The sequence below is a fragment of the Crystallibacter permensis genome (assembly GCF_025960875.1).
Classification (GTDB): Bacteria; Actinomycetota; Actinomycetes; order Actinomycetales; family Micrococcaceae; genus Crystallibacter; species Crystallibacter permensis.
Map to the genome: position 1 here is coordinate 57500 of NZ_JAODLR010000002.1, position 23874 is coordinate 81373.

Annotated in this window: 7 protein-coding genes; 1 reads left to right on the forward strand and 6 read right to left on the reverse strand. The window is 67.5% G+C overall.

Translation table 11 applies throughout. The features are described from left to right. Positions 1-52 precede the first annotated feature (52 nt). Both B0G38_RS02745 and B0G38_RS02750 read right to left on the reverse strand, forming a co-directional pair. Entirely contained in the window at positions 53-6139 is a 6087-nt protein-coding gene (locus tag B0G38_RS02745) for an Ig-like domain-containing protein (protein WP_264668026.1), read from the reverse strand. A gap of 133 nt (positions 6140-6272) precedes the next feature. Further along, a complete protein-coding gene (locus B0G38_RS02750) occupies positions 6273-12131 on the reverse strand; it encodes an Ig-like domain-containing protein (protein ID WP_264668027.1) in 5859 nt (1952 codons plus the stop codon). A 275-nt stretch (positions 12132-12406) separates the two neighbouring features. Here B0G38_RS02750 and B0G38_RS02755 point away from each other — a divergent pair, with 275 nt between their 5' ends. Then, complete coding sequence (locus tag B0G38_RS02755) at positions 12407-14515, forward strand: HNH endonuclease signature motif containing protein (protein ID WP_264668028.1); 2109 nt, start codon at positions 12407-12409, stop codon at positions 14513-14515. Between the two features lie 145 nt (positions 14516-14660). Here B0G38_RS02755 and B0G38_RS02760 read toward each other — a convergent pair whose 3' ends face one another. The 4 genes from B0G38_RS02760 to B0G38_RS02775 form a co-directional block, all read right to left on the reverse strand. Continuing rightward, positions 14661-20801: an Ig-like domain-containing protein gene (locus B0G38_RS02760; RefSeq protein WP_264668029.1), complete on the reverse strand. Its 6141-nt coding sequence runs from the start codon at positions 20799-20801 to the stop codon at positions 14661-14663. Positions 20802-21016: 215 nt separating this feature from the next. After that, entirely contained in the window at positions 21017-22162 is a 1146-nt protein-coding gene (locus B0G38_RS02765; protein WP_205834442.1) for an adenylate/guanylate cyclase domain-containing protein, read from the reverse strand. Further along, positions 22149-22739 carry a PH domain-containing protein gene (locus B0G38_RS02770; protein WP_264668030.1) on the reverse strand — a complete coding sequence of 197 codons (591 nt, stop codon included), beginning with the start codon at positions 22737-22739 and terminating at the stop codon, positions 22149-22151. The genes B0G38_RS02765 and B0G38_RS02770 overlap by 14 nt, the downstream gene beginning before the upstream one ends. Before the next feature lie 36 nt (positions 22740-22775). Continuing rightward, a complete protein-coding gene (locus B0G38_RS02775; protein ID WP_169994964.1) occupies positions 22776-23663 on the reverse strand; it encodes a biotin--[acetyl-CoA-carboxylase] ligase in 888 nt (295 codons plus the stop codon). Positions 23664-23874: the final 211 nt, after the last annotated feature.

The following is a 23874-nucleotide window of genomic DNA, read 5'->3' on the forward strand; positions in this document are numbered from 1 at the left end:
CTTGTACAGGGCTGAATTAAAAGGGTTGGGGCTTGTTGTGTGGAGCCAGCCGTCAGCCGCTCCAGTTGGAGAACTGGAAATCTCCCATTCCTTCCACGGACATGGTGATGGCACCTGGTTCGGGGGAATCGATTTTCGCGATGCACTTGGTCTGGACCCTGCCGCTATGGGCAAATCCTATCGGTGCGCGCCCGTAGTTCGGATCCAGGTTGGTATCGCTCGCCCGGCACCAGACATCCCGAGTGCCCTGCGGGAAGTTCCGGTACTCCACAATGACGTAGTGCCAGCCGGACTTCCCGTCGACATTCACCCTATCGCCGCGATAGATCCCCGTGATCTCGGCCGGCGGGACAACCTGGGTCCGGCTGAAGCTCCTGCTGCCGTCGGACCGGCTCACGGTCACCGTGATGGTGTAGGACTTGTTGGCTTCCTCCGGGCTGGTCCAGCTCCCGGCGCCCGCGTTTACCGCCTGGCCGTTGACGGTGACCGAGGAGCCGGTGACCTTCCGGCCGTTGCCGTAGGCCTGCCAGTTGGTGTTCCAGGTAAACGTCACTTTCGGCCCGGCAGTAGAGGCGGCCAGATTGGAGGCATCGGTGATCGGGCCGTAGGCGCTGGTGGCGTTGGAGGCCGGGCTCGCCGCCCCGGGGCCGCCCGCGTTCAGCGCCCGGACCTTCCACGTGTGGTTCTGCCCGTTGGTCGGCGAGGAGACCGCGCTGCCCGGACCGCCGAAGGCACGCCAGCCGCCGCCGTCGATCGCGTATTCGTAGCCGGTGATCGCGCTGCCGTTGTTGTACGGGGCCGCGAAATCCAGCTTGACCTGCTCGTTGGCCCCGGTGGCCGCCGCGGTCACGCCCTGCACCTGGTGCGGAACACCATAAGGCACGACGGCGGCAGAACGGCCGCTGCGCTCCCCCGCGCCGGCCTTGTTGTGCGCGACGACGTCGAAGGTGTAGCTGCCGGCGGTTTTCAGCCCGGTCAGCGACACCCCGGTGGTTCCGGCGGAGAGCCCGCTGCGGGTTCCGGCCGGCGCACCGTTCTCGAAGATCCGCAGGTCGTACGCTTCCACCGGAGCGCCGTTGGTGTTGGCCGGGGCGGTCCAGGCCACGTCGATCGAGCCCTCGTTCACCGCGCTGGTGGTCCGTGTGGCGGTGGGCGTCGATGGGGCACCGGGGACGCCGGCGGGAATCTCCTCGGCGGAGTAGGCGCCCCAGTCGGACGGTGTGGAGGCACGGTTGTTCGCCTGCACCCGCACCTTGTAGGCGGTTCCGTTGGCCAGTCCGTTCCAGACCAGCGAGTTCCCGGTGACGCCGTTCTTCTGCAGGTCGCCCACCGGCGGGGCCGGCGAGATCTCCAGGTTGAAGGACTCCACCGGCGAGCCCTGCGACGCCGGCGTCTGCCAGGTCACCGTCAGCGCGCCGTCGCCGAACTCCAGCTGCGGCGCTGCCGGGGTTTCGGGTTTCACATCCGGACGGACGACGCCGGACGCGGGCGAAGCTTCGGAGGTCCCCACCGCGTTGGTGGCCGTCACGGTGAAGTTGTACTCCTGGTTGTTGGTCAGGTTCTCCAGCGTGCAGGTGTTGGCCGCGCACTCCTGGCTGAACCCGCCGCCGGACACTGTGTAGGAGGTGATGCGTTCGCCGTTGTCCGCGGGCACTTCCCAGGTCAGCACGGCGGTCTGGTTGCCCTCGCTGACCATCCGCGGAGTGCTCGGTGCGTCCGGCTTGCCCTTCACTGTCAGGGTGACGCGGCCTTCGGTCTCGCGGTCCGGGTCCTCGGTGGCGTCCTGGACCCGGTAGATGACGCCCATGGTGCCCACGAAGTCTTCGTTCGGGGTGATCGCCAGGGCGTCGCCGCTGACCGCCACGCTGCCCTGCCCGCCGTCCTGCGGCTGGGCGCTGAGGATCTTCAGCGGCGTTTCCGGGAACGGGTTCGAATCGTTGTCCAGCACGGGAACGGTCACGGTCTCGCCTTGGTGCGCGTCCGGCACCAGATCGTCCACGGCCACGGCAGGCGGGCGGTCCGTGGCCACCACGCTGATCGTCACCGTGGAGGACACCGGATCGTGGTTGCCGTCGGTGACGCTGACGTTGACGGTGCCCTCGGCGCCCTTGGCCGCGTTGTTCCGGGCCCGGGCGGTGAGCACGCTGCCGTCGATGGACACGTCCACGCCCTCGACGGAACCACCGGTCACCGCGAACTCCAGCGCATCGGCGTCCTGCGGATCGGGATCGCTCGCCGCGTCCCGCAGGTCCAGGGTTGCCGGCTCGCCGGCCTGCGCCACCTGGAGCGAATTGGCGCTCAGGGTGGGCGGCGCGTTCTGCTCCGGCAGCGGGAGCACCGTGATCGGCACGGTCAGCGTGGCCTTCAACCCGTCCGGATCATCCGGGCCGGAGCCATCGGTGACCTCGAAGCTGACCGACGCTGCACCGGCGTAGCCGTCGTTGGAGGTGAAGGTCAGGCCCGTGGCGCCGTTGATCCTCGCCGAACCGGCCACGGCGGCCACCTTGTCATCCTGGGTCAGGCGCGGCGTCCTGCCCTCGCGGACCGCCACGAGCTGCCCGATGTCCAGGCTCAGCGGTTCACCGGAGCGGACCTCCAGCGGCTGCTGTTCCTTCAGCGCCGGCCGCTGGTCCCTGTTGCCGGGCACCACCACGAACGCGGTGGAGGTCAGCGAGTCCACGTCCTCAAGTGTGTAGGCAATGATCTGCGTGTCGGCCCGGACGGGCACGGTCAAAGTCCGGTCCTCGGCCAGGGCAGCGCCGCCGGCCGAGTCATCGATGCTGATGGCCAGCTCGCTCAGGTCGCCGTCGGGATCCTCGTCATTGTTCAGCAACGGAACGCTGACCTGGTCCTTGCCCGTGGTCTCGGCCACCGCCACCCGGTCATCCCGCGCCACCGGCGGCAGCAGCGGCGCGTCCGGATCCACCGTCACGGTCAGCGTCCCGGTGGCAGTGCCGCCGCGACCATCGGTGATGGTATAGCGGACGACGGCGGTGCCTTCCGTTTCCGGGGCAGCAATCCGGAGGCGTCCCTCCCGCAGGCTCAGCTGGAGGTCCGCGTCCGAGCCGAGGCCGTCGGCAGCATAGGCGATGCGGTCGCCGTCGGGGTCCGAATCGTTCTTGAGCACGTCCACCGACAGGTTGCGGCCCGGCCGCACGCTCGCCTCGTCGTCGACGGCGTTGGGCGGCTGGTTGGCGTCCGAGGACGGGGCGATGCCGATGGAAATGGTCGCGGTGGAGCGGGCGCCGAGCCGGTCCTGGACCACGTAGCTGATGGTGTCCGTGCCGGTGGAGCCGCTGCCGGCGGTGTATTCGATGGCCGCAGCCTTGATCACGGCGGTGCCCAGCGTCGGCGCGCGTTCCAGCCCGGCCAGGCTGACCGAGTCCCCGTCCGGGTCGATGCCGTCCAGCGGCACCGGGATGCTCACGGTTTTGCCCGCCAGCGCCCGGGCGGTCAGGTTCTTCGGCACCGGGCGGGCGTTGTTCTCGGTGTCCGGTCCGGTGATGCGGATCCGCACCTGCGCGCTGGCCACCTGTCCGTCCGGCCCGCTGATGCGGTAGACCGCGGTGACTGTTTTCCCACCGTTTGCCTCCGGGCCGGCTTTGAACCGCAGTTGGTTTCCGGAGATCGCGATGGTGCCGTCCGCCGCGGCGGGCGCTTCCACCAGTTCGGTGTCCAGGGTCAGGGCGGCACCGTTGGGATGTTCGTCGTTTTCCAGCACCGGGATGTTGACGATGTCGCCGGCCCGGACCACTGCCTCGTCATTGTGCGCCCGCGGCGGCAGCAGCTTGGCCGGCGCGGGAACCGGGAAGATGGCCACCTCGCCGGTGGCGCTGCCGGAGCCGTTGGAGACGGTGTAGGTGATGGTCAGCGGCGAGGCCAGGCCGCGGGCATCATTGACGCGCAGGATGGAGTGGTTCAGCACGGCCACGTCCACCGGCGCGTCGCGCGGCACGGAAACGGACTGGACCACCAGCACGCCGCCCGCCGGATCCGAGTCATTCGCCAGCACATCCACCAGCGCTTCGCCGCGCGAGGGCAGCAGCACCACATCGCGCACGGCCGTGGGCACGCCGCTGCCCTGCTCGGCCTCGGTGACGTCCACCCGGATCAGCCCCGGGGAACTCGTGGGGCCGGTGGTGGCCAGGTATTCCAGATAGTAGGTGCCGGCGGCAGCGGAGCTGAAGGTGACCGTGCCGACGTCGTAATTCCCCTGCACGACGGCATTGGGCACCTCGCCCACGCTGGCCAGGCGCATGGATCCGCCGGTGGGGTCCGCGTCGTTGCGCAGCGGGAAGATGGTGGCTTCCTCGCCCACCGTGGCGCGCACGTGGTCCGGGTTGGTCACCGGAGCCAGCTCGCCGCGCGGTTCGACCTCCACGGTGACCTCGCCCGTGGTGCTGGTGCGGCCGTCGGAGACCGTGATGGTGACCTTCTTCTCGCCGTCGGAGGTCCCCACGTCCTGGTAGGTGAGCACACCGTCCGGCCGCGTGCGGACAATGTCCCCCGGATCCTCGGCCACCGCGCCCATCAGCAGCAGGTCATCGCCGTCCGGGTCCAGCCAGTCCGTCAGCACGTTCCGGCTCAGGCTCTGCCCGGATTCGACGGCGAGGATGGTCTCGCGCTTCTGCTCCGGCGCCGCGTTGGAACCCTCCGGCACCACGCGGAGCCTGACCTGGGCGGTGTCCGTGCCGCCGCGGCCGTCATTGACCTCATAGGCGAACGACGACGAACCGGTGGCGTCCCCGGGCAGCACAATCTGCAGGCCGGTCCCCTGGTAAATCCGCTGAACGGTACCGGTGGCGGGCTGGTCGCCGTTAACGGCGACCGTGAGCAGGTCCCCGTCCGGGTCCGAGTCGTTGAAGAGCACCGGCAGCACCGTGGTGCGGCCGGCGCGGACACCGAACTCGTCCGCCACCGCGACCGGCGCCTGGTTTTCCTCCTGGCGCTCAGGCAGCCGGGTGGCCGCGGTGATGTCCGCGGACTCGGTGGTGTCGTCCTCGTCGTCGCCCTTCGGCGGGATCAAATCGCCCCAGTTGTTGACCAGCTGCAGGTTCTTGTTGACCAGCCACACGTTGCCGGCGTTGACGTCGTTGAGCACCACCACGTCGCGATTGGTCCGGAATACCAGCTCCGACTGGGCGGACAGGGACGGAATGGGCTGCGACAGGTCGAAGGCATCGTCCGCGCAGTCGCGCAGGTAGCCGGCGTCTGAAGTCCACGCGGCGTGGATGCAGCCGGCCACCTGCACCGGCGCGATGGGCGGCGCAGGGTTCCGGATTTCGGTCAGCCGGGCCTCGCCGCCGTCCAGCGGCTGGGCGAGCAGGCCGTTGGAGGTGGCAATGGCTACTCTGTTGCTGGCGTCGCCGGGTTGCTGCAGCCTGGCGTCCTGCGCATCCTCCAGCTCCACCCTCTTGCCGGAAGGCAGATACAGCGTGCCGCCGGCCGGGTCCAGCAGCACCGGTTCATCGCCCACGGTGGTCAGCTGCAGCCCGTCCGCGTCCTTGATGCCCGGCAGGTCCTGGGCGGAGACTTCCTCGAACATGCCGCCGCCCTCAGGGGCGCGGTAACCGGTCAGCCTGCCGGCCTCCGGATCGGCCACATAGACCGTATCGGCGTTACTGACGACGGCGATGGCGCCCGGGGCGTCTTCGGCCAGCGGCTGCGCGGCTTCCGGTGTGAAGGAATCCAAGCCGTTCGCGGCGACGGCCCAGACCTGCCCGGAGGCCGGATCGCTGACCGCGGCCACCTCCGTGCCCAGGGACAGCTTGGCCGAGCCAGGGAGCTGGTTTTCGGCGCCGTGGATCATCTCGGCGACGCTTACGGTACTGACGGCATTCTGGTCCAGGTTCTGCAGCAGCACCGTGGCCGCTTCCTGCTGGACGTCGAAGTTGGCGCCGGCGGGCTTGAATCCGCCGTCGAGCAGTTGGGACTGGTAGTTCAGGTGGCCCACCAGGGACTGGGACTTATTCGTCACCCAGATGCCGCCGTCGTTGAGGTCCACGTCCGCGGTGTCCGTGCCCGGGTGCAGGAAGATGCCCGCGCCGATCACGGCGAGCACCACGGAGAAGGCGGTGGCGGGCATGCCCCTACGGCGGAAGGCAGCATTGCGTGCCTTGCCGAAACCCTTGAAATTCACCGCTGAGAGACCTTTGAGAGACTGATTTATTGCCCGGAACCGGGACCCGCGGCCCCCTTGCCACCCCAGACAGTGTAAACCGCCAGGTTAAACGCTGCCACGGGGAGAACTACCCATGGCAGCGCGGCGCTGGCTACCCGCCCGGCGCCGGACCGGTCCTGCCGTGGACAATAACGCCGTCCGAACAGACGTTGGTGACATCGCACACGCGGAATTCCAAGGTTGTGGAGTTGTCCCAGCTGGTCTTGATCGTCTTGCTGCCTGCTCTCGGCGCAAGGTCTCCGGCACGGTCCGGGTTCGGGTCATCCCAAGGGTAGGTGGTTGCGATGTGGCGCCATTCGATCCGGTCCACGTCCTTCCCATTGGCCACCGGAGTCTCCCAGGTGAACTTGACGTCCTGCGAGCCCTTGGGGGCATCGTGGCCCTGCACCCTGGGCGGCAGCGGTTTGCCGTAGGGCACCACGGAACCGGATGTGGCGCCGGCCCCACGCACGGCAGTGCCGCTGGCACGTGAGACGGCGCGGACCGTCACCGACGTGGACACCCCGTTGGTGAAGCCGGAAAGCGTCTCGGGCCGGCCGCTGCCGGAGAACGTGCCCGACTGCCCGGTCGATGCCGTCCAGATGTAGCTGATCTCGCTGCGGCGGGCACCGTTGAGCCCGGAGTCGGCCACCGGGGTAAAGCTCGCCTGAACCTGCCCGCCGTCGCCGGCGGTATTGTGGGCCGCCAATTTGACGCCGGAAACGGTCCCCGGCTTACCGGCGGCGCGCTTGGGCGGGGAGGTGCCGCTCGGCTCGCCCCGACCCACCTTGTTGACGGCGGCAACGGCGAACGTATAGTCCTGGTCCGCGTTGGCCACCGTCACCGTCTGACTGGTGCCTGCTGTTTCCAGCTTCTGCTGCAACGCACCGCCGCGGAAAACGGAGAGTACATAGTGCTGGATCGGTGCGCCGTTGGAATCCGGCGCCCGCCAACTCACGCTCAGCTGGGACTGGCTGGCCCCGTAAGGAACGACGGCGGCCGACGGCGGCGCCGGCTGCCGCGGCAGCCCCGCCGGGGTCTGGGGCGCGGACGGCTCGCTGAAGTCGGACGGTTCCGGCGCCTGGTTCACGGCCTGCACGGCCACCGTGTAGGCCTGGCCGTTCTGCAGGCCTTCCCAGACCAGGCCGGTTCCGGTCACCCCGGTCTTCGTGGGATTGCCCGTTGCCGGCGCGGGCGTGATGCGCACGTTGTAGCTTTCCACCGGCGAGCCCGAGCTGGTGGCCGGTGCCCAGCTGACCGCCAGGCTGCCGTCACCGCTGATCAGGGTGGGCGGCTGGGGCTTGTCCGGCCGGGTGTCGGGACGCGCATCGGCCGACGGCGGCGAGACCTCGGAGGTGCCGGCGTCGTTGGTTGCTTCGACGGTGAAGTTGTACACCACGTTGTTGGTCAGTCCGGTCAGGGTGCACGTGGTGGCGGCGCATTCCTGCGCGAAGCCCGCGGCGCGGACGGTGTAGCCGGTGATGGGCAGCCCGTTGTTGTTCGGCGGCGCCCAGCTGAGCACCACGGAGCTGTCCTCCACCGATTCCACCACCGGCTGGGCCGGCGTGTCCGGCCTGCCGCGGACGGTGACCCGCAGCTGCCCGTTCACCTGACGGTCCGCCTGGCCCGTCTTGTCGGCCACCGTGTAGGTCACCTGGAGCACACCGGTGAAATCGGCGCCCGGCGTGACGCGGACGGCATCCCCGGCGACCTCGGCCCGGCCGTCTCCGGTGGTCACCTTCGCACTGACCAGCCGTAGCGGGTCGCCGCTGAACGGGTTGGTGTCATTCGCCAGCACGTCCACGGTAACCGGCTCCCCCTGGACCGCGTCGTCGCGGCTGTCCGGATTAGCCACGGCGAGCGGCCGCGTGGAGGACACGACATTGAGGAAGATCTGCGCCGTGGCCTCTTCGCCGTAGGGATCGGTGACGGTCACCGCCAGGACTCCGGTGGAGCCGACGGCGGCGTCCTCCGTTGCCGCCGCTTCAAGCCGGCCGTCCGCGATCGACGCGGTGAAGCCGGCCGGGATGGCGTCGGACAAGGAGAAGTCGAGCCGGTCGACGTCGTCTTGGTCCGGGTCTTCGGCCAGCTGACGCAGGTCCAGCGTCTGCTGCTCCTCCCCCTGCGCAACATTCAGTGCGCCGTTGCGCATGGCCGGCGGCTGGTTGCGGTTGGGGTCCGCGAGGACGTCGATCAGCACCGTCAGGGTGGACTTGAGCCCTTCGGGATCGTCCGGCCCCGTCCCGTCGGTGACCTCGAAGGTGACGGAGCCGCGGCCGATGAAGTCCTGGTGCGCGGTGTAGGTCAAGGTGGTGGGATCGGCCAGCAGCGGGCTGCCGTCCGTGCCGATGGCTCGGAGGGAATCTTCCTGCGTGATGACGGGCGTGCGGCCCGTGCGCACCCGAACCAGGTCGGCGACATCCAGCGTCAGGCTTTGCCCGGCGATGACTTCAAGCGGAACCGTCTCCGCCAGCACCGGGAACTGGTCGCCCAGCCCCGGCACCCAGATCACGGCCGTGCCGCTGAGCGAATCCGCGTCCGTCACGGTGTAGGGAACCAACTGCGGTGCCGCCGTGAGATTAACCCGCACCACGCCGTCGTTCATTACCGTGGCGGTGCCGCCGAGCGCATCGACTTCCACGTCCAGTTCGTCGGCCACGCCGTCCGGGTCCTCGTCATTTTCGAGTACCGGCACGTCGACGGCGGTCCGGCCCATGGCCTCCGCCGGTTCCACCCGGTCATCGCGGGCGATCGGCGACTGCAGCGGCGCGTCCGGGTCGACCGTGACCGTGGCCGTTCCCAACGCCGTGCCGCCGCGGCCGTCCGCCACGCGGTAACGGACGTTGTGCGCCCCGGCCTCGGCGGGTGTCTGCAGCCAGACGCGCTCCTGCCGGGCTTCGGCATTCAGCTGCGGGCCGTCGACGCCGTCCTGTACCAAGGTGAGCCGGTCGCCGTCGGGATCCGTGTCATTGGCCAGCACATCCAGGGCGGCCGCTCGGCCCGGGCGCAGTTGGAAGACGTCATCCACCGGCACGGGCGCGTGGTTGGTCTCGCCGGCAGGAGCGATGCCCACCCGCACCGTGGCGGTGTTGGTGGCACCCAGCCGGTCCGTGACGGAATAGGTGAAGGTGTCGGTTCCGCGGGCAACATCGGTGGCGACGTAGTCGATGTAGTTGCTGCCCGGCAGCGCCGTACCCTGAGCGGGCGCCTTGGTGATCCCGGTCAGGCTGACCGAATCCCCGTTGGGATCGATACCGTTCAGCGGCACCGGGATGCGAACGGTGGCGCCCGATAAGACACGCGCCGTCAGGTGCCGCGGATTGGGCCGGTCATTTTTCTCCGCATCCAGCGCTTCAATATGGATCAGCACCTGGGCCGAGTCCCGCTGGACCAGCGAGTCTTCCACCTCGTAAACCAGCGAGACCGTCCGGGCCTGGTCGCCGGCGATGAAGCGCAGCGAGTTTTCCGATACGAAAAGCCGGCCGGCGGACCCATCCACCGTTTCCACCAGTTCCGGCACGAGCTTGAGCCGGTCGCCATTGGGATGTGTGTCGTTAGCCAGCACATCGATGGTCACGATGTCGCCGGCGCGCACGCGGGCGGTGTCGCGATTGGCCTCCGGCGGTTCCGCCCGGTCCGGCGCGGGAACAGGAACGACGGCGATCTCCCCCACGGCGCTTTGGCCGCCGTTGGAGATGGTGTAGCTCAGGGTGGTGGGTTCAGCCAGACCGCGCAGGTCCTGGACGCGGATGACCCCGTGTTCGAGCACCGCAACGGAGATGGCGTCGTTTCCGGGGGCGGAGACGCCCTGAATGACCAGCACCCCGCCGCCGGGATCCGAATCGTTGGCCAGTGCATCGACCAGCACTTCCCCGCCGGCAGGCAGCAGCGCCGTATCCCGGGTAGCCACGGGCACACCCTCGCGGGCGCTGCCCAGGACGTCCACGCGCACCAGGCCGGTGGAACTCAGCGGACCGTTGGTCACCAGATAGGTCACGTAATACCGCCCCACCGGGGCCGCCTTGAAAACGAAAGTATTGGAGGCGAAGTCCGGTTCAACTTCCCCTTGGCCCTCCACATCCACACGGGCCAGCGCGAGCGTGCCGCCACGCGGATCCAGATCATTCTCCAACGGACTGATGCGCAGGTCCTGGCCCGCGACGACGGAGACGTGGTCCGCGTTGGCCACCGGAGCCAGCGAACCGGTAGGACGGACGTCGATCGTCACCACGCCTTCGGTGGTGCTGCGCCCGTCAGAGACGGAAATACGCACCTCCTTGCGGCCCGGTTCGTCGCCGGCGTCCTGGAAGGTCAGCAGACCGTCCCGGCGTACTGCGACCTGGTTGTCATCGGTTGTTGCGCCCTCCTCCAGGTACAGATCATCGCCGTCCGGATCCGTCCAGTCATTGAGCACGTTCTGGGTAATGGACTTGCCTTGTTCCAGCTGGATGATTGTCTTGCGCTTCTGCTGCGGGGCGCCGTTTTCGTTGTCGGCGCGGATCCGCAGGGTGACGTCGGCATCGGCGGTACCGCCCCGGCCGTCGTCGGCCTGGTAGCTGAAGGAGCGGGTGCCGGGCTCGGCATCCTCGGCGACTCTGATTTGCAGTCCGCCGCCGTTGTAGATGCGCTGGACCTGGCCGATATCCGGCTGCTCGCCGCGGACCGCCGAGGTGAGGACGTCGCCGTCGGGGTCCGAATCATTGTCCAGTACCGGCAGTACGGTGGTCCTGCCCGGCCTGACGCCGAATTCATCTGCCACGGCCAAGGGCGGACGGTTGGCCTCGCTACGGTCCGGCAGCGTGTTGTTGGTGGTGGTGTCCGCCGTCTCCTCCTCCTCGTCGGTCTCATCCGGCGGCGGAAGCAGCTCTTCCCAGTTATCCACCAGCACCAGGTCATCCTTGACCAGCCAGACGTTGCCGCTGACGGCATCGTTGAGGATGACGTTGTCCCGGTTGACGCGGAAAACCGGCAACGAGGATTCGCCGAGTTCGGGCAGCTCCTGGTCAAGGTTGTGGGCAGGGTCTTCGCAGCTGCGCAGGTACTGTGAATTCCCGATCCAGGCTGCGTGAGTACAATCATCCAGTTGGACTGGCGCGGCCGGCGTCCCGCCCTTTGCAGGAAGAACCGTGGGCTCATCTCCATCCAACGGGACTTTGACCAGGGCATTTGTGGTGGCGATCGCCGCATAAGTACTGGCCCCACCGGACTGCTGAAGTTGCGCGCCCTGAAAGGCGGCCGCCTGTTCGCCCTGAAGAGCTGAGGAAGTTCCTTCCCCGAGGTCAAGTTGTCGGCCGGCACCGTTGAATGCCAGCCCCCGTGCGGCGTCGAGGACCACTGCTTGGTCCCCCACGGCTGTCAGCTGCAGTTCGTCTGCACCACGTAGCTGGGGAACCTCCGTGCTGTCGGTCCCGGCGGGCAGGTACTGTTCGTCCAGCTCTACCGTGGTCAGGATCCCGGACTCCGGCTCGGCCAACGTGATGGTCTGATCCGGACCGGCGACGGCGGTGACCCCCGGCGTCGCGGTATGCACGGGTTCCAGCCTGTCCGGGGTAAAGGCCGGCAGGGCCGCCGGATCCATGGCCCAGACAAGTCCCTTCGCCGGATCGGCAACCACCAGCAGGTCATTGCTCAGGCTGGTATCGGCGCCATCGGGAATGGGAGTGCCGCCGACAAAGGCCATAGCGGCGGTGTCCACCGTACTCAGGCTGGACTGGTCAAAGTTTTCCAGCATGACATCGCCCTCATACTGAAGGATGTCATACGAGGTGCTGTTGGCCAGGAAGCCGCCGTCGAGCGTGCGGGATTGGTAATTGACATGGCCGACCAGGTTGGCACTCTGGTTCGTGACCCAGATCCCGCCGTCGTGCAAGTCAACGTCCGCGGTATCCGTGCCCGGATGCAGGAAAATTCCGGCACCGATGACAGCGAGCACAACGGAAAAGGCAGTAGCAGGGACGGCCCCATGACGCATTGAGGCAGGACGTTTCCTGCCAAACCCCTTGAACTTCACCGCGAGAGACCTTTGAGAGACTGATGTTTTGCCCGAGATCGGAACCCGCGGCCCCCTTGCCGCACCAGAACAGTCTAGACCGGCTACGGGTTAAACGTCGGTTCGCGGATCCGTCGGCCGGCCCGCATCTGAAGGAAGAAGTCTTGAGAAGAAATTTCTAAAGAATTTTCTCCGAATGCCGCTATTCGAATGGATTAGGCCTCTTGACCGTCAGAGGCAGGTGATGGACTGGAGTCATGGCAGCAGAAGAGCACTCACCGGATCCTGAATCCCCGGCCGACGGACACGCGTCTTCCGGGCCGCTTCCCGGGCAGGAGAATGTCCCCGCACCGATGCCTGGCGGCCGGCGGCCCCGGGATCGTGAACGTGAGACCGTGATCCGCCGTGAGGATGGCTGGAGCCATTTCCGGGGAACGCAGGAAAAGCTGCGGGAGAACGTTGCGTTTTGGATAAAGCGGCGCCGGGAAGAGGCACGCGAACGTCTCGCCGCCGGGTTGCCGCCGAGGAGCCCGGCGATGGCCAAGGACATGGAGGAACTGCGTGCGAAGGCCAAGGCCATGGAGGAGCTGAGTGCCAAAGCCAGATACCCGGACCCGGCGACGTCGGAGTACGGTCCGGATCCGCTGGCCGGACAGGACATCCCGCGGCCCGCGGAAGAGCCATTGCTGTACGACCGCGAGGTGGGGTTCGATGACTTCGCTCCCTGGGACCGCGAACCCGAATGGGCGTGCCCGCCGCTGGTCGGACCGGTACCGGTCTGCTGGGGGCCTGCGGAGGAACTCGGCGATGTCCCGGCGGAACTGTTCACCGAAGATCACGCGGAGTATTACGCCCACCGCCTTAGCCGGATCGCCGCCGGCGGCCCTAACGAATGGTTCCGTCTCTTCGGAACCATCAACACGTCAAACACCACCGACGCTGCCAGCGCTGCTGAGACTGCCAAAGCGGCGGACGCCGTTGCCGCAGCCACAACCAGTGGCGCCGCCAGTGATGCTTCTGCCTTGGCGGGGGTTGACGAGTTGGATTACCAAGGGGCAGTCGAGCACTTGGTAGCGGGCCGGCGACTGGTCGCCTGGGTTCAGGCCGGCATGGCACGCCTGGCCACACGCGTCGGCGACGCGGCTCTGGCACAGCTCCCGCCGCCGCGCGAAGGTGCCGGCCCGGAGTTGACGGGCCCGCTGCAGGAGCTGGCCGATCAGTCCGCGGCCGAGGAACTAGCCTGCCTGTACCGGATCACCGAGCTAGAGGGGAGGAAAACCCTCGATCAGGCGCGCGAGCTGTGTGCCCATTACCCGGGCACACTGGCCGCGCTGACCGCGGGGGAAATGGACCTGGACCAGGCCACCGTCATCGTACGGCAAGGCGATACCTTGCCGGACGGACAGAAACAAGGCTACGAACAGGCCCTCCTGGCCAAGGCCGGGCAGCAGACCGCCCGGCAACTGCACTACGCCGCGCGGAAAGAACGCGAATCCCGCGATCCGGACTCCCTGGCCAAACGCCATGCCCGGGCACTTAAGCGCCGCAACGTGTGCTTGGAACCGGATGACGACGGCATGGTCACCCTGCGCGCCCGAGTGTCCGCGGAGACCGGGATGGCCATCCTCAACCGGCTCAACGATGCTGCCCGCAGTCTGCAGTCCAAGGACGAGACCCGCACCGTGGGCCAGCTCCGCGCCGATGTGTTCGCCGACTTGCTCCTGCACGCAGGCATGGACACCGGCCCCGCCGCCGGCATCCGCCCTGAAGTCGCCCTCACGGTGCCCGTGTTCACGCTTCTGGGACTGGACGAAGAACCCGCCACGCTGGAAGGATACGGGCCGATTCCCGCCGACGTGGCACGGCGATTGTGCCAGGACGCGCCCTCGTTCCACCGGATCCTGACGCACCCGGAGACCGGGGCCGTGCTTTCCTATGGCAAAACCACCTACAAACCGCCGGCGGATCTGGCCCGCGCCGTCAGACACCGCGACCCTGTCTGTGCCGGACCCGGCTGCACCGCGCCCGCGAGAGACTGCGAACTGGACCACACGATCGAGTACCACGGAAACGGCGGCCACGGCGAAACCGACTACATCAATCTCGGCCCGCTGTGTAAATCGCTTCACCGGCTCAAGTCCCACGCCGGTTGGAAAATCATTCAAACCGGTCCCGGCGAATTCACCACGACCACGCCTGGGAACCAGAAATACACCACCAGGCCAGGCGATTTCCGCGACACCAGCCCACCGGCCTACCCCGATACGGTTTTGGACAATCTGCCCGATGACCACCGCCAACGGCTCCGCCCAAAACCGGCACCACCATGGGACGGCATCATCAAAAACGACCCACCTCCGTTCTGATCAGTCAATAGAAGTTGAGGCGAGGACAGTCAACGAGGGGCGAGGTTCCGCCGTGAGGTAGGGAACTGTGGGCAAGGTGAATCCAGGCTTCGGACCCGTTCGAGTAGGTTGCTGCCCGCTCGCCGCAAACCAGATTCGACGTCTTCTACCCGTTGCACCGAGGCATGCCGGCTGGTGCACTGCCGCCCATGTTGCCGCCCTTGCCGGCCTCGTGGATATGAATGCCCTTGATCACCATGCCGCTGTTCTTGCCGCCGCTGGACTGCCTGTACCAGTTCTTGCTGGGCCAGACGACATAACAGTCCACGGTGATGGTGCTGCCCCAGTCGGCCCAGTGGCCATTCCTGCACTCACCATTGTTGAAGTTGTTGCTGCTCCCGTCCTGACTCTCCATGCAGGTGCGGTGATTGGTCTGCAGGTCTGTGCCGCTTCCACCGACGACGACCTGCCAGGAAGTCGGCGGCTTCGGCTTGGGTTTGCTTCCGCTGGTGGCAGAGGCCGAGGCCGTCGATCCCACGTCGCCGCGCGAGTTAACGGCGCGCACCTTGATCGAGTGTGTCTCGCTGTGGCCGGCGTTGACGGTGCGGCTGCCGGAGCGGACCGCGACGTTCTCCCAGCCCTTGCCGTCGATATTGATCTGCAGCTTGTCCACGTCGTGTGTTGACGTGTTCGGCGGGCCCCAGCTCAGCGTGACCTGCGGATTGGTTGTCTCCCCGCTTTGGCCCTTGCCCGAGGCGCTGGGCTTGCCCGGAGCGCCGTAGGGATTCGCCGCGCCGGATTTGGCGCTGGCGGGACTGTTGTAACTGGCCCCGTCGCTGTTGGCCACGGCCGTGACCTGGACGGTGACGGCAGTGCCGTTGGTGAAGCCGGTGACTTTCTGGCCGTTGGTGATGGTCATGGATCGGCCATCGTTGAAGCTGGCGCGGTAGCTGACCTCGCCAGCGCGGGCGCCGTTGCGCTGGGCAGCGGTGAGCTCGTTGAAGGACACTGTCACGGCCCGGCCGGCGCCGCCGGTGTTGGCTTCCTTCAGCGACACCCCGGTGGGAGCCGCGGGGGCGCCCACGGCCCGGCGGGCGTTGGACTGCGGGCTGGATTCGCCGTCGCCGGCCTTGTTCCGCGCGGTCACGGTGTAGGTGTAGTCCGTCTCCGAGTTCGGCGCGGTCACGGTCTGCGAGGTCGCGTTGACCGGCGGGAACGTCCGCTGCAGGTCCCCGCCCTGGTACTCGCGCACGGTGTAGTCGAGGATTTCGCCGCCGTTGTTGCCCGGGGCGCTCCAGCTGACCTTCAGCTGGCTCTGCTCCCCCACCGACTTCACCCGTTCGGTGCTCGGCGCCGCGGCGGCTGCCGGCGGTCCGGCCGGCACTTCCTTGGCGGAGTACGGACTGAACTCACTGGGCTCGGGCGCCTTGTTGTGCGCCTGGACCCGTACTTCATAGGCCTGACCGTTCTCCAGCCCTTCCCAGGTGTAGGCGGTACCGGTCAGGCCGGTCTTCTGCAGCTGGCCGCTCGGCGGGGCCGGCGAGATCTCCAGCGTGTAGCTTTCGATGGCCGAGCCCTCGTTGACCGGCGATTCCCAGCGGATGTCCAGCGACTTGTCTCCGAACTTCAGCTGCGGGGCCGCGGGCGCTTCCGGCCGCACATCGGGACGTGCGACAGCGGACTCCGCCGAGGCGTCCGACTCACCGACACTGTTCTCGGCGACCACGGTGAAGGTGTATTCGACGTCGTTAGTCAAACCGGTCAGCGTACACGTGGTGGTCGGGCAGTCCTGGCTGAAGCCGCCGGTGCCCGTCACGCGGTAGTTGGTGATCGGATCACCGTTGTCCGCCGGGGCACCCCATGAGAGCACCACGGTCTGGTCGCGGACCGAGTCCACCAGCGGCGTGGACGGCGCCTCGGGCCGGCCCTTGACCACCAGCGAAATGTTCGCGCTGGCCTGCCGCGAGCCTTCCTTGGTCTTGTCCTCCACGGTGTATTCCACGTTCATGGTGCCGGAGAAGTCGGCCCCGGGCGTGACCACAATGTTCTCGCCCTGCACCTGCGCGGTGCCGCCGTTGCCGGCGGTCGCCTTGACGATGTTCAGCGGGGTCTCCGGGAACGGGTTGACGTCGTTCTCCAGTACCGGCACCGTGACCGCTGCGCCCTGCACCGCCTCGGGGATCTCGTCGTCGTTGGCCACCGGCAGCGGCCGGGTGGTCGCCGTCGCGGTCACGGTGACCCGGCTCATGACCTTGTCGGAGCGACCATCGGTCACGGAGACATTGACGACGCCGGAAGCGCCGGTCTCGATGTCGGCGTCGGCGGAGACGTTGAGCACGCCGCCGTCGAGGTTCACCGCGAAACCTTCCGGCGTGCCGCCTTCAAGGGTGAACTCGAGGTTCTCCAGGTCTTCCGGGTTGGGGTCGGTGACCAGCGGGGCAAGGTTGTAGGCCACGGCGTCCTCGCCCTTGGCCACGTCCACGTTGCCGGTGGTGAACTCCGGCGGGAAGTTGCGGTTCTCGTCCGGGATGACGTTGGTCATGACGGTCAACGTGGCCTTCAGGCCCTCGGGATCGTCGGGGCCGGAGCCGTCCGTCACTTCGAAGGTGATGGAGCCGCGGCCGGCATAGTCGATGTCCGCCTGGTAGCTCAGCGTCTGCGGGTCCTGCACCCAGTCGTCATTGCTGGTCCCGATGGCGGAGACCTTGTCCACCACGGTGATCCGCGGGGTGCGGCCGTCGCGGACCTCCACCCGGTCCGCCAGGTCCAGGACCAGTTGCTGCCCGGCGGTGACGTCTACCGGGGCCGTGTCGCGCAGCGTCGGGTACTGCTCGCCCAGCGCCGGCACCCAGATCACCGCGGTGGCCTGCAGACCGTCGACGTCGCGCACTGTGTAGGGAATCAACTGCACGTTCTCCGTCAGTTCGACGTTGACCTCGCCGCCCGCGGTGACGGACGCGGTCGGGTAGTTGCCGTTAATCAGGACGTCCATGTCCTCGGCGACGCCGTCCGGATCCTCGTCATTTTCCAGCACCGGAACATCGACGGCGGTCTTGCCCTTGGTATCCACCGGCTCCACCCTGTCGTCCCGGGCAACGGGCGCCAGCAGCGGGGCATCCCGGCGCACTTCGGCCGTCACGGTCCCCACGGCGGAGCCGCCCCGGCCGTCGGCAACGGTGTAGCGGACGTTGACCGTGCCCTCTTCCTCGGGTATGGTGAACTGCACGCGGCCCTTGTTGGCGGCGGCGTTCAACGACGCCGGTTCGCCGGCAATCTTGTCCGGATCCAGCTGGACCGGATCGCCGTCGGGATCCGAATCGTTCGCCAGCGCATCCACGGCCACGGCCTTGCCCGGCCGGATCACGATGCCGTCGTCCAGCGCGATCGGGTTCTGGTTGGTCTCCTGCGCGGGGGCGATGCCCACCAGCACCGTCGCCGTATTCGTGGCGCCGAGCCGGTCCTTGACCAGGTAAGTGAAGGTGTCCGTTCCCGCGCCCTGCTCACTGGCGGTGTAGTCAATGTAGTTGGGGCCGGCGACGGCGGCGCCCTGCTGCGGCGCGCGGTCGATCCCCTGCAGGAACACGGAGTCGCCGTCCGGGTCGGTCCCGTTGAGCGGAATCGGAATGCGCACCGTGGAGCCGGAGATCACGCGGGCCTCGAGGTTCTTCGGCGCGGGCTGGGAGTTGGATTCGTCGTCGCGCGGGATGATGTTGATCCGGATCTCCGCCGAATCCTTCTGCCCGGCCGAGTCCACCACCTCGTACACGGCGTAGACGGTCTTGGCGGTGTTGCCGGCGATGAAGCGCACGGAGTTCTCCGCGGTGAAAATCTCCCCGTCGGCCTGGTCCACGGTCTCGGCCAGTTCGGGCACCAGGGTCAGTTCATCGTTGTTGGGGTGGCTGTCGTTGTGCAGCACGTCCACGGTCACCACGTCGCCGGCCCGCACGGTGGCGGTGTCGTTCTCGGCCTGCGGCGGCAGCAGCTTGTCCGGGCCCTGCACGGAAATGATGCTCACCTCGCCGGTGGCGGAGGCGAACCCGTTGGAGACCGTGTAGGTGATGGTGGTCTGCTGGTTCAGGCCCTTCACATCGGTGACGCGCAGGAAGTTGTGGTTGAGCACTTCCACGCTGACCTCCGAGGCGCCGGATTCCACGCCCTGGACCACCAGCACGCCGCCGGCCGGGTCATTGTCATTGGCCAGCACGTCCACCAGCACCTGGCCGTTCTGCGGCAGCAGCGCCACATCGCGCACAGCCACCGGCGCGCCGTCGCCGGCGGTAGCACCGACGTCCACCCGCACCAGTCCGGTGGAGCTGGCCGGGCCGTTGGTCACCAGGTAGGTCAGGTAGTAGGCGCCCGGAGTTTCGGCGCTGAACTTGATGGTGTTCGCGTCGTAGTCCGGCACCGCGGCCGCATTGCCCACCGGTTCCACCTTGGCCAGACGCAGCTGCCCGCCGTTGGGGTCCAGGTCATTCTTCAGCGGCGAGATCTGGATTTCCTGGCCCACCGTGGTGAAGAAGTGGTCCGCGTTCGCCACCGGCGGCAGCGCCCCGGGCGGCCGCACGTCCACGATGATAGTGCCGGCGACCGTCTCGATCCCGTCCGAAACCTGGATCTTCACTTCCTTCTTGCCGTAGGTCTTGCCCACGTCCTGGAAGGTCAGCAGCCCGTCCGGCCGGGTGCGCACCAGGTCGCCGTCGGCGGTGTTTTCGGCGCTGACCAGGAACAGGTCGTCGCCGTCGGGGTCCTTCCAGTCCGTGAGGATGTTCTGGCTGATTTCCCGGCCCTGTTCGAGCAGGATGCTGGTCTTGCGCTTCGCCCGCGGCGGCTCGTTGCTGCCTTCGGCGCGCACGGTGATGTTCACCGCGGCGGTGTCCGTGCCGCCGCGCCCGTCGTTGACCTCGTACTCGAAGCTGTGCCGGCCCGGCGAGGCGCCGGCGTCGATGACAATCTGTAGGCCGGTCTTCTCGTAGATGCTCTGGACCGTGCCGACCGACGGCGGATTCCCGCTCAGCGCGGCGGTGAGCACGTCCCCGTCCGGATCCGAGTCATTGTCCAGAATGCTCAGCGTGGTGGTGCGCCCTGCCCGGACCCCGAACTCATCATCCTGCGCCACCGGCGGCCGGTTCTCCTCGGTCCGGTCCGGCAGCGTGTTGATCGGGTTCTCGTCCGCGGAGTCCTCGTCCTCTTCGTCGCTCTCCTGCTCCGGCGGGATCAGGTCACTCCAGTTGTCCACCAGCTGCATGTTTTCCAGCACCAGCCAGACGTTGCCGGCGTTCACATCATTAAGTACGACGACGTCGCGGTTCACCCGGAACACCAGCGAGGCGTTGGAGCCGATCCCTTTGATCGGCTGGACGAGGTCGTCGGCATCGTTGCCGCAGTCGCGGAGGTAGTGGTTGGCACCGGACCACGCGGCGTGCAGGCAGCCGTTGAGCTGGACCGGCGCGGCGGGCGTCCCGGTGCCCTCGATCGGGGTGCGGGTGGCCTCGGAGCCGTCCAGCGGTTGCTTGATCAGGTCGGTCTCGGTGGCGATGGCGGCGAAGCCGCTGTCCGTGCTGCTCTGCTGGAGTTTGGCGCCGTCCAGTCCGGGCAGCTCCACGCTGCGGCCGCCGGGCAGGGACACCGTGCCGGATCCGGCATCGAGCACCACCACTTTGTCGCCGACGGCGGCAATCTGCGCGTCCCCCGTCTCGTCGAGGTGCTCCGCGGCTTGCGTTTCCACCCGTTCGGGCACGCCCTCGTCGTTCACGCGGTAGGTGTAGATTTCGTTGGCGTCCGGGTTGGCCACAAAGACGGTATCGTCCGGCGCGACCGTGGCCACGGAGCCCTTGGCATCGGCGACCACGGGCTCGGCAGTTTCCTCGCTGAAGGACGCCAGTTCGGTTGCCGGGCTGATGAAGACCTGGCCCTTGACCTTGTCAGTGATGGCCAGCAGGTCCCCGCCGAAGCTGACGTCGGCGCTGCCGGGCAGCTGCTGTTCGGCCCCGCGTGACATCTCCGCCACATCGACCGGGCTCAGCATGGCCTGGTCCTGGTTTTCCATAAAGACGCTGCCGGCGTGCTGCAGAACATCGAAGCCGGTGCTGTTGGCGAGGAATCCGCCGTCGAGCGTTTTGGAGGGGTAGTTGAGGTGGCCCACCATGTTGGCGCTGTTGTTGGTGACCCAGACGCCGCCGTCGTTCAGGTCGACGTCCGCGGTAGGGAAGCCTTCGTAGTACAGGGCACCGCCGACCACCAGCGCGGTGGCAACCGAAAAAGTGGTGGTCGAAGCGACGGCCTTCCTGCGCCGGTTACGCCCAAACAATCTGCTGCCTTCGCAAAGTCGTTTCTTCCCCGTTATTGTCCAGCTATTGCCCCGCGCGCAGACGGCCATGCCCGGGCGCGCCAAAGATCCTCATCTTCGGTTTTGTCCGTGTCTGACTATGGCAGGTTAACCGATTGAGGTAAACCTGCGCCGATGGGCAGAACTACCCACGGGTCTGGCGTTGGGGCCCTGGTCCCCGCTGGCCCAACCGCCGGTCAGTCCACAATCAGGCCGGTGCCCGTGCCGTGCGCCAGGGTCACCGGGTGGATCTCGCCGAAACCGCGGATGGTGCGGACCTTCTGCGGCATCAGCACAAAGCGTTCGTCCCCGGCCAGCGTGGCCGCGGTGGTCGAATCCAGCAGCACCGTGCCCGGTTCCGCCAAGGCGGTCAGCCGGGAGGCGAGGTTCACGGTGGGGCCGTAGATGTCGCCCAGCCGGGAGACGATGCCGCCCCAGACCATGCCCACCCTGGCGTTCGGCAGCAGGTCGTCGTCGGCCATCGCCTTGGCCAGGGCCAGCGAGATCTCGGCGCCGGCGTGGGGCGTGGACGCCAGGTAGAGCACTTCATCGCCCACGGTCTTGACCAGCCGGCCACCGCCCACGGAGATGATTTCCGCGCACTTGTTCTCGAACCGCTGCACCAGCTGGGCCAGCGTCTTCTCGTTCATCTGGCGGGACAGGCTGGTATAGGAGACCAGATCCGCAAAGCCCACGGCGCGCAGCAGCGGCATCGAATCGTCGTCGTGCTCCCCGGCCGCGCCCAGGCCGGCCTCGGCCCGGACGGTCAGCCGGGCCACCGCAGCGTTGAGCTGGCGCCGATAGGAATACAGCAGCACCTTTTCCAGCGATTCGATCAGGTTGGGCAGCTCGGTAACCAGGCGTTTACGGGCCTCGGCGTCGGTGATCCGCATCTGGTGGACCATCTCCTCCACCAGCGCTTCCACCTGCCAGACCACCATGCGGTCCGTCATCTGGCCGATGGACCGGGTGATGGAGATCGCCGCCTCCTCGGTCAGGCGCTCGTCGCGGACCATGTCGATAATGGTGGTCAGCGCCTCCAGGTCAGCCTGCGTGAACGCCACGTCCTCGTCGCCGAGGTTGGCAAAACCCAGCGCGCGCCAGATCTTGCGCGCCGAGAGCAGGGACACCCCGGCCCCCGCGGCCACCTCGCGGCGGCGCATGGTCCGTTCGGAACCGAGCAGCCGCACCTCCAGGTCCCGGACCGCCTGCCGGTTCACCTTGTTCGGCTGCGGGTCCTCCCGCACATCCGCCTGGACCGCGCGGACCTCTTCCTTGGGCACGATCCTGGGCATGGACAGCGTCAGCGGCTCCGGTTCCCGTTGCTCGCTATTGCTGGTCATCGCCTTGCCAACCTTCCTCGCCGTATTCCATTTCATGCAATCTTTCCATGTCTACGCCATCGAACATTGCAGTCCGCGGCAGGTCCTCGATCGCCTTCACCACCAGTGAACGGAAACGGACCACCTCGGGCACATCCGGCAGCACCGAAAAACGCCCGTACCCCACGTCCGCCCGCAAGTGCCCGCTGCGCAGCATCCGCTGCAGCAAGCTCTGCTCGGTGGCCAGCCCGAAGATCGATGCCAGCAGCAGTTGGTGTTCGCGCCGCTTGCCCCAGCCCTGGCGGACTATCAGCCGCCGGTTGGTGAGCAGGTATCTGGTGCCCAGCCAGCGCAGCAGCGGCAGCACCGACATTTTCCCCGCCAGCAGCACCGCCAGCAGCAGCCCGATCAGCAGCAGGGGCGCGCGCCAGTCCGCCAGCCAGTCGGGCAGGTCTTCCCGGCTCAGCCAGCCGGCGCCGAAACCGCCGGCGGCCAGCACCAGCAGGAACGCCACGGCGGGCCAGAACAGGCGCCGCGCCTGGGGCCGGGTGATGACAATGACCCGCTCCCCCGGGTCCAGTTTCAGTTTCAGCCGCACCGCAGCTCCGGGACCAGGGTGGTTGAGTGGGGCAAATCATGAACCTTCGTAGGGGCGCAGATGTACGACGTCGCCGGCGGACACTACATGTTCGGTGCCGTCCGCTTCACGCACCTTGAGCGCGCCGAAGCTGTCCAGTCCGAACGCCTCGCCGATGATCTCCCCGCCGTTCGGCAGCTCCGCACGCACCTGCTGGCCGAGCGTGACCATGACCTTCTGCAGCCGGGACAGCAAGGTGGTGCCGTCCTTCCACTGCGCCTTCGGGTCCCCGTTGACGTTGCAGAACTGGCGGTAGCGCTGGGCAAAAACGCGCAGGTAGGACATGAGCAGGATGGTGCGGTCCGTCGTCGCACCTTTTTCCAGCGCAACGGAGGTGGCCGTGGGAACGGGCAGGTCATCCTTGCCCAGGGTCACGTTAACCCCGCTGCCAATAACAACGGCGGGCGGAGTGCCGTCCGGGTAGCTCACCATCTGCGCGAGGATGCCCGAGATCTTCCGGCCGCTGACCAGCACGTCATTGGGCCACTTGACCTTGGCCTCCAGCTGGGCATACTCGCCCAGCGCCTCGGCCAGGGACATGGCCGCCAGCAGCGAGAACCAACCGTAGCTCTGCGTGGGCACCGGGTTGCCGGCGTGGTTGAACGGGCGCAGCAGCACGCTGACGATCACGGAGGAGCGCGGCGGGGCGGTCCACTGCCGGTCCAGCCGGCCGCGGCCCTGGGTCTGCTCTTCGGCCACCAGGACGCTCAGATCGGAGAAGCCCACTTTGTCTCCGCCGGCCTTGGTGGCCAGGTCGGAGTTCGTGGAGCCGGTAGACTCCACCAGTTCCAGCTTCCGGTAGGGTCCCAGCGGAGCACAGAGCGCATCACTGAGTCCATCAAAATCCAGCGCCGGTCGGTCAACGTCGGAAAAACTCTGGCTCATGAATCCATCCTACGCAGAGCGGGCCGTTTAGGCACCGGACGCGCGGACGGCAAAATGTCCGTGCGCGAAATTGTAGGATTGCTACAGCTATTGACCCACCGGCGCTTACTAGACTTGGTGAAACAGTGCCGCGGTCGGCAGACTTTTTGTACGAAACCTACTTAACGCCTCCCCGCGGGCACACTGAGACCGCCACCAGCATCGCCACCAG